We start from the raw sequence: 13818 nt of genomic DNA, 5'->3' as shown, positions 1-13818 counted from the left end.
GACGCTGCGTCTGGCGCCGGCGGGCCATGTGCTGGGCAGCGCGCAGGTGGTGCTGGAACATGCCGGCCAGCGCGCGGTGGTCAGCGGCGATTACAAACGCGCGCCGGATCCGACGTGCGCGCCGTTCGAGCCCGTGCCGTGCGATCTGTTCGTGACCGAAGCGACGTTCGCCCTGCCGGTCTTCCGTCAACCCGATCCCCTGCGCGAGATCGGACGCCTGTTGCACGACGCGCGGCTGTTCCCCGACCGGACGCATCTGGTCGGGTGTTACGCGCTCGGCAAGGCGCAGCGGCTGATCGCGCTGCTGCGGCAGGCGGGCTATGACGACCCGATCTGGCTGCATGGCGCGTTGCGGCCGATGTGCGACCTGTACGGCCGGTTCGGCATCGATCTGGGCCTGCTGAACGCCGCCACCGGCGCGGCAAAAGACGCGATGCGCGGCGGGATCGTCCTGGCGCCCCCTTCGGCAATCGCGGATCGCTGGGCGCGACGACTGTCCGATCCGGTCGTCTGCCTTGCCTCCGGCTGGATGCAGGTCAGGCAGCGGGCCAAGGCGCGCGGCGTCGAACTGCCGCTGATCATCAGCGACCATGCCGACTGGGACGCGTTGCTGCGCACCTGCGACGATGTGGGCGCAGGCGAGGTCTGGGTGACCCATGGGCGCGAGGACGCTCTGATCCACGCGCTGGGCAAGCGCGGCGTGCGCGCACGGGCCCTGCGGCTGGTCGGCTATGGCGATGAGGACGAAGCCGAGACCGCCCTCGACACCGTGGAAGGAGACGCCGCGTGATCGCGTTTGCCGCCCTGCTCGAACGTCTGGTCTTCACCCCGTCGCGCAACGCCAAGATTGCGCTGCTGCGCGATTACTTCACCCATGCGGCCGACCCCGACCGCGGCTATGCTCTGGCGGCGATCGCGGGCACCCTGTCGTTTCCCGCGGCCAAGCCCGGCCTGTTGCGCGCGCTGGTCATGGAGCGCACCGACCCCGACCTGTTTGCCCTGTCCTATGATTATGTCGGGGATCTGGCCGAAACGGTGGCGCTGATCTGGTCCTCGCCCGCCGAACGCCCAAACACACCACCTCCCGGCCTTGCCGAGGTCGCCATCGCGCTGGCCACCACGCCCAAGGCCGAACTGCCCGCCCTGCTGACGCGCTGGCTGGATATCTGCGACGCCCCGTCGCGCTATGCCCTGCTCAAGCTCGTGACCGGCGCCTTGCGCGTCGGGGCCTCGGCGCGGCTGGCCAAGGTGGCGCTGGCCGAGATCGCCGGTGTCACAGCCGACGAGATCGAGGAAATCTGGCATGGGCTGGCCATTCCCTACGCGCCGCTCTTTGCCTGGATCGAGGGAACCGGCCCGCGGCCGGACGCGCAGGACGCGCCCGTGTTCCGCCCACCGATGCTGGCCCATCCGCTGGACGGGGTGGATCTGGCGACACTCGACCCGGCGGACTGGCGCGCGGAGTGGAAATGGGACGGCATCCGCGTGCAACTGGTGCGCACACGCGGGGGCGAGCGACTGTACACCCGCACGGCCGAGGATATAGGCCGTACATTCCCCGACATCCTGCGCGTTCTGGAGGACATGGCCAGCGACGTCGTCCTGGACGGCGAACTCCTGGTCATGCGTGACGGCGCGCCGGAGCCGTTCGCGCAGCTTCAGCAACGTCTCAATCGGCGCGCGCCCTCGGCGGCCATGCTGCGCGACCTGCCGGCGGGGGTGCATCTGTACGACATCCTGTTCGAGGACGGCGAGGATTTGCGCCCGCTGGGTTTCGACGCGCGCCGGGCGCGACTGGAAGCATGGTTCGCCCGCAACGCGCCGCCGATGCTCAGCCTGTCGCCCTTGATCGGTTTCGACAGTTTCGACGCGCTGGCCAGTATCCGCGCGGGTGCCCGGGCCGAAGGGATCGAAGGGCTGATGCTCAAGCGCGCCGACAGCCCCTACCTGCCTGGTCGACCGCGCGGCCCGTGGTGGAAATGGAAGCGCGATCCGCTGACCGTGGACGCCGTGCTGATGTATGCGCAGCGCGGTCATGGACGGCGCAGCAGCTTCTACTCGGACTACACGTTCGGTCTGTGGCGCGGCACGGGCGACGCGCGCGAACTGGTGCCCATCGGCAAGGCTTATTCCGGCATCACCGACCAGGAACTGACAGCCCTCGACCGTTGGGTGCGGCATCACACGACCGGGCGGTTCGGCCCGGTCCGGGAAGTGGAAAAAAGCCTCGTGCTGGAAATCGCCTTTGACGCGGCCCAGCGTTCCACGCGCCACAAGAGCGGTGTCGCCCTGCGCTTCCCGCGCATCGCCCGCATCCGGACCGACAAACCCGCCGATGAGGTCGAGGACATTCAGGCCTTCCTGAACGCCGCCCTGCCGGGCACGACGATCTAGAGACATTTCCCTGAGGAAGAGTTCGTCGAAATTTCTCTAACGCATTGTTTATCGGTCATTTTCACCCGTTCGAATTCGTCCATTCCAACGGGATCTGCCCTAGCCCGCCAGCGGGAAATGGCAGGCCACCTGCCGCCCGTCCGGCACGGCGCGCAGCGTGGGGGCGTCCTGTCCGCAGACGGGCCGCGCGACCGGGCAGCGCGTGTGAAAGCGGCAGCCCGGCGGGGGGTTGACGGGGCTCGGCACGTCGCCGCGCAGCGAGGGCATCAACTTGTCTGCACGCACGACGGGTTCCGGCACGGCGGCGATCAGGGCCGAGGTATAGGGATGGGCGGGGGCATGCAGCACGTCGTCGGTCGCGCCCAGTTCGACCACCGCGCCGAGATACATCACCGCGACGCGGGTCGAGATCTGCCGCACCACGGCCAGGTCATGGGCGATGAACACATAGGTCAGGCCCAGCCGCGCCTGCAGGTCGGCGAACAGATTGACGATCTGGGCCTGGATCGACACGTCCAGCGCCGAGACCGGCTCGTCCGCCACGATCAGGCGTGGCGACAGCGCCAGCGCCCGCGCGATGTTGATGCGCTGGCGCTGGCCGCCGGAGAACTCATGCGGGTAACGGGCGAGCGCATCGGGCGTCAGCCCCACGAGGTCCACCAGCTCCGCCAGCCGCGCCTCGATCGCCCGCATGTCGCGTCGGCGACCGTGGGCGTCGGGGTGGACGCGCAGCGGCTCGGCCAGAAGATCGCCGATACGGCGGCGGGGATTCAGCGAAGCGTAGGAGTCCTGAAACACCATCTGCATCCGCTGCCGCACCGGCCGCAGCGCGCGCTCGCTCAGCCCGGTGATGTCGTGTCCCTCGAACGTGAGGCTGCCGGCGCTGGCCTCGGTCAGGCGCAGCAGGCAACGACCCAGCGTCGACTTGCCGCACCCGGACTCGCCCACAACGCCCAGCACCTCACCGGCATGAACGTCGAGCGAGACGTCGTCCACCGCCCGCAGGCGCTGCCCGCGCGGCAGGCGGTAGTCCTTGCGCAGGCTACGCGCGCTCAGCAGTGTCTCGGCCATCACACGGCCTCCCTCAGCCGCAGTGGCAGCGATCGCCCCTCGCCGGGCAACACGCAGGCGACGTCCTGCCGCCCTTCCCGCACCACCGGCGGCCGCGAGTCATGACAGGCCGGATGGTCGTGGACGCAACGCGGCGCGAACGGACATCCCGGCGGGCGACTGGCCGGAGACGGCGGCGCCCCGCCGATCGACGGCAGACGCGACGGCCGCACGCCATGCAACGGCGGAATCGAATCCAGCAGGGCGGCGGTGTAGGGGTGCCCCGGACGCGCGAACAGGGCCTCGGTCGGTCCGCGCTCGGCCAGGTTCCCGGCGTACAGCACCAGCGTGGAGTCACAGGTCTGCGCCACCACGCCCATGTCATGCGTGATCAGCAGCACCGACGACCCGTAATCGCGCCGCAACGACCGCAGCAATTCGAGAATCTGCGCCTGAACCGTAACGTCGAGCGCCGTCGTCGGCTCGTCAGCGATCAGCAGCGACGGATTGCACGACAGGGCCATGGCAATCATCGCGCGCTGCCGCAGGCCGCCCGACAACTGGTGCGGATAGCGTCCAGCCGCGCGCTCGGGGTCCGGAACACCCATGTCGCCCAGCAGGCGCACGGTGCGCGCACGGGCCTCGGCGCGCGACACCCGGCTGTGCGCGCGGATCTGTTCGTCGATCTGCCAGCCGATGGTATAGACCGGCGTGAACGCCGTCATCGGATCCTGGAAGATCATCGCGATCTCACGCCCGCGCAGGGGCCGGAACGCCCGCTGCGACAGGCCCACCAGTTCGCGCCCGCGAAAGCGCACCGACCCCGTGACCCGCGCGCCGGGAATGTCGATCAGCCCCATGATCGTCAACGCGGTCAGGCTCTTGCCCGAGCCCGACTCCCCCACGATGCCCAGGATCTCGCCCTGCCCGACTGAGAACGAAACGTTCTCGAGAATGGGCAGCATCGCCGTCCGCCCGCGCGGCACCGCCAGCGACAGGCCCTCGACGCTCAGGATCGGTTCCACGCCCGTCATGCCCGCCCGTCCCGCACCCGGGGATCGAGCACGATATACACCATGTCCACCAGCGCGTTCGCGATCACGACGAACACCGCCGAATACATCACGGTCGCCATGATCAGGGGGAGATCCAGATTGGTCAGCGCCTGATAGGTCAGACGTCCGACGCCCTGAAGCCCGAACACGACCTCGGTCAACAGCGCCCCGCCGCCGACAAGCTGCGCGAAATCCATGCCGAACAGCGACACGAACGTGACCAGCGACGTCCGCAGGCCATGCCGCAGCAGAACCCGCGTCGGCGACAGGCCCTTCGCGCGGGCCGTGCGCATGAAATCCTCGCCCGACACCGCGATCAGGTCGGCGCGCAGCACGCGGCTATAGAGACCGATGAACAGGATCGCGAGCGTGATCCACGCCAGCACCAGCGCCTTGAACCAGCCCCACGGGCTTTCCGTGAACGGCACGTAGCCCAGCGCTGGCACCCAGCGAAACACGATCGTGTCGTGATAGCGGCTCTGGCTCAGCAGGTTCGCGACCTGCCCGACCCAGAACACCGGCATCGAAATGCCGATCAGCCCCAGCATCATCAGCCCCCGGTCCACCCACGACCCGCGCAGCGCGGCGGCCAGCGTGCCCATGGTGATTGACACGACGACCCAGATGATCGCAGCTCCCGTCACCAGCGACAGCGTCACCGGGGCGGCCTTGAACACTTCGGGCACCACCTTCTCGCCCCGGTCGACATAGGACGTCAGGTCGCGGGTCACGAACAGCTTCTTCATCATCGTCGCATACTGCACCGGCAGGGGCCGGTCGAAGCCGTACTCGTGCCGCACCTGTGCCATGGTCTGGGGCGACGCATTGCGCCCCGCGATGCGCGCCGTCGGGTCGGCGCCGGGTGTCGCGAAGAACACGCCGAACACCAGAACGGAAATCCCCGTCAGCACAAACAGCGTCTGGCCGAGGCGACGCAGAATGGTCATCAGCATCAGTGGCCCCTCCGGCTCGTCTCGCGCACGTCCAGCGCATCGCGCAGCCCGTCGCCCAGCACATTGAGCGCCAGCACCACGATCACGATCGCAAGGCCGGGCGCCACGGCCACCAGTGGCCGGGTGTAGATCAGGCCCTCGCCGTCCTGGATGATCGTCCCCCATGACGCCGCCGGCGCCTGCACGCCGATCGACAGGAACGACAGCGCGGATTCCGTCAGCAGCGCAAGGGCCGTCAGCAAAGGCGCCAGCACCACGATCGTCCCGGTCACGTTGGGCAGGATATCGCGCAGCAGGATGCGCGCGCTCGGCACGCCCAGCCCACGCGCCGCCAGCACGAATTCGCTGTTACGCAGCGCCATGACGCGGCCACGGATCGGCCGGGCGGCGTAGGGCACATACACGATCGCGATGATCACGATCGGAATCAGCAGATTGTCGCTGGTAATCGTGAACGGCCCGATCGTCAGCCCCTGGCTGACCATGACGATCGAGAGCGAGATCGCAAACAGATAGACCGGCACCGCCCACATGATGTCCATGATGCGCGACAGGACCGCGTCCACCACACCACCGAAAAACCCGGCGACGATACCGACCACTCCGGCCATCACCACACACAGCAGCGCCGCTGCACTGGCGATCAGCAACGAGTTGCGCCCGCCATACAGCAGCCGCGCCGCGACATCGCGCCCCTGGCTGTCCGCCCCCAGAAGATAGGCCCCGCGCCCGGTCGGCCCGATGGGTGAAAGCCCCAGATGCAGAGGGTTGTCGTTGGGCTGCATGATATCGACCGCCCGTCCGTCGATCTGAACCTGACCCGCGACATTGGACAGAAACGGATCGGTCCGGGACACGTAGCGCGCATAGAGCGGTGCCATCAGGGACGCCAGCACCATCAGGGCCAGCACACCGACCGACACCAGGCTCGCACGATCGCGGGCAAGCGCGCGTATGGCCACGGCCCACGGGCCGGGCGGCAGGGAAGACGAAGAACGCATGCGCAAACCCTAGCGAACCTGAAGCTGGGAGAGGAGAAGCTGATACACCGGACTGACCACGACATTGTGGACGCGCGGGCCGACAAAATCGATACGCCGGATCTGCGTCAACGGAACGGCGGGGGCTTTTTCCATGATCGCACGGTCCGCCTGCGCCCACAGCGCCAGTCCGGCGGGCATGTCGGTCATCGACACCGTGCCGGCACGGTCCATCAGCGCATCGATGGCCGGATCGCAAAAGCCGCTCATGTTGATTGAATTGTCCGAGCGCGGATGAAAGCTCGCGCAGGAAAACAGGGTCTGCACGAAGGCCGCCGGGGCCGGGTAATCCGCGATCCACCCGGTCAGGCCCGCCTGCACGTGATTGGCACTGTTCTGGATGTAGGTGAACTGCACCGCCTGGTTGATCCCGCGTACGCTGGCGACATAGCCCAGGGATTCGAGCGTGCTGCGCAGTTCGGTGGCGATGGCCAGGTACGTGGCCCCGGCCGGGGCCACGATCACGACGGTCTGGCCGGCGGTTCCGCTCGCGCGCACCAGCGCCCGCGCGCGGTCCAGATCGGGGGCCTTCCAGGCGTGTGCCGGATGATCCGGCGCCGCGCCGACGGTATACGCGCAGGAAGGCTCGAAACCCGCCAGCCCGATCGGCAGCATCTGGCACGCCGGCTGCGCGAGTGCCTCGCCGCCTTCATGGATGACCATGGCGTGCCTGTTGACGGCATAATTCAGGGCCTGCCGTACGCGCACATCGTTGAACGGCGCCTCGTTCACATTCAGCGCGAGGTAATAGATATTGGGAAAATCGCTGATCGTGACACGATCGGTATACCGACGTCCGACCTCGCCCAGACGGTCAAGCGGCACCCCGTCGCCCATCCAGTCGTACTGGCCGTTCTCCACCGCCGAGACCTCGGCCTCCTCATCAAGTCCGAAGCGGTACTCGATCCGGTCGGGATAGGCAGCGGGTTGCGCCTCGTGGCTCCATTCCCGGAAATACGGATTGCGCTCCAGCGTCATGCCCCCGTTGGGACTGTACCGGACATACCGATAGGGGCCGGTGCCGAACGGGGCTTCATTGCCCATATCATGCGCGGGCGTGTCGGCGGGCACGATGGCCGCCTGCGCGAAGCCTAGCTGGTTGAGGAAATCCGGGTCGGGCCGCGTCAGATGGAACGTGACGGTGTGTTGTGCGGGATCGGCCACGACACCGCCCGCCAGCGCGCAGTGTTCGGCATCCTTCAGGCAGGCATCCGCTCCGACCAGCACGCCGAAATAACTCCCGGCCGTGGGGCCATGCACCTTGAACATGCGCCGGAACGACGCCGCCACGTCCTCGACGTCCACGGCCTTTCCGTTCGAGAACCGTACACCGTCCCGCAAATGAAAGACATAGGTCAGGCCACCGTCCTGCGGCACGGGCCGCACATCGGCCAGATCAGGGATCGCCCCCCCTGTCACCGGGCCGGCCGCCTTGGGATAGGTCATCAGCCCGTCATAGACGGTCGCCGAAACCTGAAGTTGCAACTGAAGATAGGCGATGTGCGGATCGAGGGTCGAGCCGATGGCGTGCGCGGTCAGACGCAACGTCCCGCCCGGCGCCGCCTGCGCGGCACAGACGGGCACCATCGCCGCGAAGAAGATCGCCGCACGCCGCCTCACTGAACCCAGACCCGGGAAAAGCAGAGATGATACAGCATGGTATAGACGTAGTTCCCGACACGCGCGGAGACGAAGTCCAGATAGCGCATGCTCATGATCGGCGCGGTCGGCGCATCGTCCATCACGATCCGGGCTGCCTGCCGCCACAGATCGGCCTGCGCGACGGTATCGGTCGTCGCCAGAGCACGGATCATCAGATCCTGAGCGGTCTGATTGCAGTAACCGGCCATATTGATGGAACTGTCCGACCCGGGATGGAAATTTTCGCACCCCAGAAGATCGTCGAGAAAATTGGACGGGGAAGCATAGTCCGCAAACCAGTCCGTCAGTGCGATCTGCACGTGATTGTTCGTATTCTGGATGTATGGAAACTGAATGGCGATGTTCAGCGGCTTCATGTCGACATGATAGCCGATGCTCTCCAGCGTATTGCGAACATAGGTCCCCATCCCGATATCGATGGAGCGGTTCGCGACGATCAACGTCACATGCTGCCCCGCCGTGCCGCTCTGGCGCACCAGCGCGCGGGCACGCTCCAGATCGGGGCCATGCCAGCGGCCATCGGGCGTCGGATCACGCGTATAGGGACACGCGATGTCCCCGCCCGGAAAAACCGGGGGCACCATTGAGCAGAGTGGTGTGGCCAGGGCCGGACCACCATACAGCATCGTCAGGGCGCGCCGGTCGATCGCATAGTTTACCGCCCGCCGAGCAAGAACGTTGTCGAACGGCGCGCGCCGCGTGTTCATCGGCAGATACCAGAACGCGAACAGCGGCTGGATATGAAGCTGCGACGCATACCGCGCACCCAGTTCGCCCAGTCGGTCCTGCGGTTTGTCTTCATACATCCAGTCGTAATGGCCGTTTTCGACCGCCGTCGTCTCCGCTTCGTCATCCAGACCGAAGCTGTAGAGGATGTGGTCCACGTACCCGTCCGGCTGGGCCTCGGCACTCCACATACGGAACGCCGGATTACGATCGAGCGTCAGCGCCCGGTTCGGATCGTAGGACACGATCCGGTAGGGGCCCGTCGTAGGCACCGGCTGATTACCGACGTCGTGCGCTGGCGTGTCCGCCGGCAGAATGACCGCATGGGGAAAGGCGATTTTCTGCAAAAACTCACCATCAGGTCGGGAGAGATGAAAAATGACCTGCCGCGAATCCGGATCGGCCTCGATGCCGCCCTCCAGCGTGCAGGAGGCCGGATGGGCGAGGCAGGCGTCGGCCCCCACGATGGCACCGTAAAACGCACCGGCCGTGGGCGCCCCGACCTTGAACAGCCGACGAAACGACGCAACCACGTCGTCGGTGGTCACCGGACGGCCGTCGGAGAACCGCACGCCCTGACGCAGGGTGAACCGCCAGGTGCGACCGCCATCTTCGGGCTCGGGCACATGGTCGGCCAGATCCGCGACGACGCGGGTTCCCGCCATGCCCTCCACTTTGGGAAAGGTCAGAAGACCATCATAAAGTACGGAGAAAAGCTGCAGATAGGTCGACGTATAATTGATCTGGGGATCGAGCGTACCGCCCGAACTGTCCGCCGTCAGGCGCAATGTGCCGCCGCGATGGGGGCTGCCGAGCGTCTCGCCCGGGGCCTGCGCCCCCGCCCGGCCTGAAGACACCACCAGCCCCAGCGCCAGAATCGCGCACATTACATACCGTGGGGGCCTGCGAACGCGCATTAATGAAGTTTCATCAACGCAGTCAGACGATCGGCGATTTCCTGCGTACTCGCCGTAGCTTCCAGTGTCCCGGCATAGTGGCCGTGCGGGTCCATGATAACGATCCGGGGCGACGGACGCATCGCCCGCGTCCCGTCGGGCAGCAGCCGCTCTTCGAACGGGGCGTGATATTCGGCCGCCACGGCCTTGACCATTGCCGGCGATCCGGTCAGCGGCACGATCCGACGGCCGAAACGCAGGCCATAGGCGTGAAGCACGTCGGCCGTGTCATGCTCGGGGTCGAGCGAGATGAACAGCGGCACGATCCGCGCGGCGCGATAGCCGAACGACTCCGCCGCGTCGTTCATCGCCGTGAGCGTGCGCCCACATTCCTCATCGGGGCAATGCGCGTCCCCGAAATAGACCAGCAGCCATCGCCCGCGATAATCCGCGTCGGTGACGAAATCCTCCACCGTGCTGACGAGACGGAAACTGCCGCCGACCTCGTTCCCGTTGGAGGACAGCACGGTGCCGTGCCGTTCGGAAGCGACATAGGCCAAAGTCCCGGCCGCGATACCCACGGCCGCGACACCGGCCACCATTGCGCGCGGAGTGATCATCTTCGTCATCGTTCAGTGTGCATCCGCCCAGTTCGCCCCGATCCCCGTCTCGACCACCAGCGGCACCGACAGGCTCGCGGCCCCTTCCATCACCCCACGCACCAGATCGGCCAGCGCGGGCGCATCGCCCTCGGCCACTTCGAACAGAAGTTCGTCGTGCACCTGCAACAGCATCTGCGCCCGCAGGTCCGAGCACGCCAGATCGCGCGACAGGCGCACCATCGCACGCTTGATGATGTCCGCGGCCCCGCCCTGCAAGGGGGCGTTGATCGCCTGGCGCTCGGCATAGGCGCGGCGCGCGCCGTTGCGTTCGGCGATGCCGGGCACGTAGCAGCGCCGCCCCAGCGCCGTGGTGACATAGCCCTTCGCGCGAGCCTCCTCCTTCATGCGTTCCATGAAGTCGCGGATGCCGGGGTAACGCGCGAAATACGCGTCGATATACGACCGGGCCTCGCCGGGGCTGATCTTCAGCTGACGCGCCAGCCCGAAGGCGCTGATGCCGTAGATGATGCCGAAATTGATCGCCTTGGCGCGTCGGCGCTCCCGCGCGTCGAGCTGGTCCAGCGGAATGCCGAACACCTCGGAGGCGGTGCGGGCATGGATGTCCTGCCCTAGCGCGAAGGCCTCACGCAAAGGGGCGATATCGGCCGCGTCGGCCAGCAGACGCAACTCGATCTGCGAATAGTCCGCCGAGACCAGCACATGCCCGGGCTGTGCCACGAAAGCGCGGCGGATACGCCCGCCTTCCTCGGTCCGAATGGGGATATTCTGCAGGTTCGGCTCGTTGGACGACAGGCGTCCGGTGGAGGTGACCGCCATCTGGAACGAGGTGTGCACGCGCCCCGTTTCCGGGTTGATCTGGCCGACCAGCGCGTCCGCATAGGTCGATTTCAGCTTCGCCAGCTGCCGCCAGTCCAGAATCTTTTCCGGCAGCTCATGCCCCTGCTCCGCCAGTTCCTGCAACACCGACGAATCGGTGCCCCACGCCCCGGACTTCATGCGCTTGCCGCCCGGCAGGCCCATTTCGTCGAACAGGATCTCGCCCAGCTGCTTGGGGGAGCCGACGTTGAAACTGCGCCCGGCAAGGCGGTGCAGATCGCCCTCGATCGCCTCCATCCGCACGGCGAAATCGGCCGACATCCGGCGCAGTTCCTGCGCGTCCACCGCGATGCCGGCACGTTCCATGTCGGCGAGCACACCAATCAGTGGCCGCTCCATCTCTTCATAGAGTGCCAGCGCCCGATTGGGGCGCAACTGCGGACGGAGGACCTGCCACAGGCGCAGCGTCACATCGGCGTCCTCGGCCGCATAGTCGGTCGCACGACGCAGATCGACGCGGGAAAACGGCACGCGGTTGCGCCCGGTGCCCGTCACGGCGTCGTAGGTGATCGGCGCATGCCCCAGATGAAGCTGCGACAGCTCGTCCATGCCCTGTCCGTGCGCGCCGGCGGACTGCGCGTAGGAGATCAGCATGGTGTCGTCGACCGGGGCGATCGTCTCCACCCCCGCCCGACCGAGGACGAGCAGGTCGAACTTCGCGTTCTGGAACACCTTGAGGACCGCCGGATCGGCCAGCAGCGAACGAAGGATGTCGAGGCACGTCGCAGCCGGGATCTGCGCCCCGACCGGGTGCTCCAGATCGCCGTCATGGCGCAGCGGAATATAGCACGCCTGCCCCGGCGCCACGGCCAGCGAAACACCCACCAGTTCACAGGCCAGCGGATCGAGACCCGAGGTTTCGGTGTCGACCGCACAGACGCCGGCGTCCCGCGCGCGCGCGACCCAGACCTCCAGCGCGGCCGCGTCTGTTACGGTCTCATACCCCGTATAGGGCGCGGAATCGACGGTCGGAACGGGTGTCGGGGCCGGCGATGACGCAGGGCGGCCCATGGACCCGCGTGCGGCCGTCACCTTCATACCCAGACGCTGAGACAGGGAGCGGAACCCCATCGTCTCCAGCCACGCCGCCAGTTCGTCACCGTCGGGCTCGTGACACCCCATGGCGTCGACCGACAGCGGCAGGGGCGCGTCGTCGCGCAGCCGCACAAGGTCGCGCGACATCCGCGCCGCGTCCGCGTGGGCCAGAAGATTATCCCGCCGCTTCGACGGCTTCATCCCCTCCGCCGCGGCCAGCACGCTGTCCAGATCGCCGAACTCGGCGATCAGGGCAGAGGCCGTTTTGGGGCCGATCCCGGGAACGCCAGGCACGTTGTCGACCGAATCGCCCATCAGGGCCTGTACATCGACCACCTTGTCCGGTGACACGCCGAACTTCGCGTCCACCTCGGCCGCCGTGATCGGCTTTTGCTTGATCGGGTCCAGCAGTTCCACGCCAGGGCGGATCAGCTGCATCAGATCCTTGTCGGACGACACAATCGTGCAACGGCCGCCGGTCTCGACCATGTGCCGCGCATAGGCCGCCAGAAGATCGTCGGCCTCCCACCCTTCGAGCTCCACCGACGGCACCGCCAGCGCCCGGGCCGCGTCACGCACCAGCGCAAATTGCGGGCGCAGATCCTCCGGCGGCTCGGGCCGGTGCGCCTTGTAGTCGGCATAGAGATCGTTTCGGAACGTGCGTCGGTTCGCGTCGAAAATGACGGCCAGATGCGTTCCCACATGGTCGCGCATCAGGCGCGTCAGCATGTTGGTGAAGCCATAGACGGCGTTGACCGGCGTTCCGTCCGGACTGTGCATCGGCGGCAGCGCATGGAACGCGCGAAAGATGAAGCCCGATCCGTCCACAAGGACGAGATGGCGCGGTGACGATTCCTGAGTCATGCAAAGGCCCCGATCAGCGGGGGTTCAGTGCGCGTCAGCCGCCTCGGCATCGGGATTGAGCACAAACAGGCGCGAGCAATACGGGCAGAACGTCTGATGATCGGCGATCTCCAGCCACACACGCGGATGCCCGAGCGGACCGTCGCCTCCGTCGCACGCCACATGACGATGGTCGACGATCACGGTCTCCACATGCCCGAGCTGCGGATGGGGGGTCGGGTTGGCAAGTTCGACTGACATCGTGACGCGTCTTCCCTGTTGTGCGCGGATGCGACGTTGTGCGCCTCCGCTCGAGCGTGTTCAAGTCCGACCATGATACAGGTCCCGTCGCGGCTTTCAAATCCCCTGGCCCGGGCGGCTGGCGCCCGGGGCGGCCCCGCGGGCAGACGACGGCTCGCATTGCTCCTGGCGCTCGTGCTGTCGTCATGCGCCGCCCCTGGCCCCGTCCCGCCGCCGCCTGACCCCTCCTATGCGCGTCTGGTGCCCCCGTCGGCCACCCTGCGTCTGGCGGATGGCACCCCCGTGCCGCTGCGGATATGGGATGCCCATGGCCCGGCACGCGGCGTGATCGTGGCTTTTCACGGCTTTGGCGATTCACGCGACGCGTGGGAGCGAAGCGCGCCCCTGATCGCCGGCGACGGCTG

General features: G+C 67.1%; 11 protein-coding genes and 1 pseudogene. 3 read left to right on the top strand and 9 right to left on the bottom strand.

What is annotated here, in order from left to right:
- Positions 1-790 (top strand): ligase-associated DNA damage response exonuclease (locus HUK82_RS10065; RefSeq protein WP_176613838.1); only part of this gene is annotated, 790 nt, incomplete at its 5' end.
- Entirely contained in the window at positions 787-2394 is a 1608-nt protein-coding gene (locus HUK82_RS10060; RefSeq protein WP_176613837.1) for a cisplatin damage response ATP-dependent DNA ligase, read from the top strand. The genes HUK82_RS10065 and HUK82_RS10060, both read left to right, overlap by 4 nt.
- 99 nt (positions 2395-2493) lie before the next feature.
- Here the strand turns inward: HUK82_RS10060 and HUK82_RS10055 are convergent, their stop codons facing one another.
- The 9 genes from HUK82_RS10055 to HUK82_RS10015 are packed head-to-tail and all read right to left on the bottom strand — an operon-like array spanning position 2494 to position 13414.
- Entirely contained in the window at positions 2494-3465 is a 972-nt protein-coding gene (locus HUK82_RS10055; protein ID WP_176613836.1) for an ABC transporter ATP-binding protein, read from the bottom strand.
- Positions 3465-4478: an ABC transporter ATP-binding protein gene (locus HUK82_RS10050; protein WP_176613835.1), complete on the bottom strand. Its 1014-nt coding sequence runs from the start codon at positions 4476-4478 to the stop codon at positions 3465-3467. The genes HUK82_RS10055 and HUK82_RS10050 overlap by 1 nt, the downstream gene beginning before the upstream one ends.
- Positions 4475-5452 (bottom strand): ABC transporter permease, encoded by a 978-nt coding sequence (locus tag HUK82_RS10045; RefSeq protein WP_176613834.1) that lies wholly within the window; start codon positions 5450-5452, stop codon positions 4475-4477. The genes HUK82_RS10050 and HUK82_RS10045 overlap by 4 nt, the downstream gene beginning before the upstream one ends.
- The gene (locus tag HUK82_RS10040) at positions 5452-6453 is read right to left on the bottom strand and encodes an ABC transporter permease (RefSeq protein WP_176613833.1); all 1002 of its coding nucleotides are present in this window, start codon (positions 6451-6453) and stop codon (positions 5452-5454) included. The genes HUK82_RS10045 and HUK82_RS10040 overlap by 1 nt, the downstream gene beginning before the upstream one ends.
- A gap of 9 nt (positions 6454-6462) precedes the next feature.
- Entirely contained in the window at positions 6463-8112 is a 1650-nt protein-coding gene (locus tag HUK82_RS10035; RefSeq protein ID WP_264802246.1) for an ABC transporter substrate-binding protein, read from the bottom strand.
- Complete coding sequence (locus HUK82_RS10030) at positions 8109-9797, bottom strand: ABC transporter substrate-binding protein (RefSeq protein ID WP_256126980.1); 1689 nt, start codon at positions 9795-9797, stop codon at positions 8109-8111. Before HUK82_RS10030 ends, HUK82_RS10035 begins: the two co-directional genes overlap by 4 nt.
- Complete coding sequence (locus HUK82_RS10025; RefSeq protein ID WP_176613831.1) at positions 9797-10405, bottom strand: SCO family protein; 609 nt, start codon at positions 10403-10405, stop codon at positions 9797-9799. The genes HUK82_RS10030 and HUK82_RS10025 overlap by 1 nt, the downstream gene beginning before the upstream one ends.
- Positions 10406-10408: 3 nt before the next feature.
- The gene (gene polA, locus HUK82_RS10020) at positions 10409-13174 is read right to left on the bottom strand and encodes a DNA polymerase I (RefSeq protein WP_176613830.1); all 2766 of its coding nucleotides are present in this window, start codon (positions 13172-13174) and stop codon (positions 10409-10411) included.
- A 24-nt stretch (positions 13175-13198) separates the two neighbouring features.
- Positions 13199-13414 carry a zinc-finger domain-containing protein gene (locus HUK82_RS10015; protein WP_176613829.1) on the bottom strand — a complete coding sequence of 72 codons (216 nt, stop codon included), beginning with the start codon at positions 13412-13414 and terminating at the stop codon, positions 13199-13201.
- A 159-nt stretch (positions 13415-13573) separates the two neighbouring features.
- Here HUK82_RS10015 and HUK82_RS10010 point away from each other — a divergent pair.
- Positions 13574-13818, top strand: a pseudogene (locus HUK82_RS10010) (lysophospholipase); the annotation flags it as partial.

Origin of the sequence: Ameyamaea chiangmaiensis (genome assembly GCF_013376175.1) — a bacterium.
In the GTDB taxonomy this organism is placed as follows: domain Bacteria; phylum Pseudomonadota; class Alphaproteobacteria; order Acetobacterales; family Acetobacteraceae; genus Ameyamaea; species Ameyamaea chiangmaiensis.
Note: the sequence above shows the minus strand (reverse complement) of the source record. Positions and strands in the feature narration are given on the sequence as shown.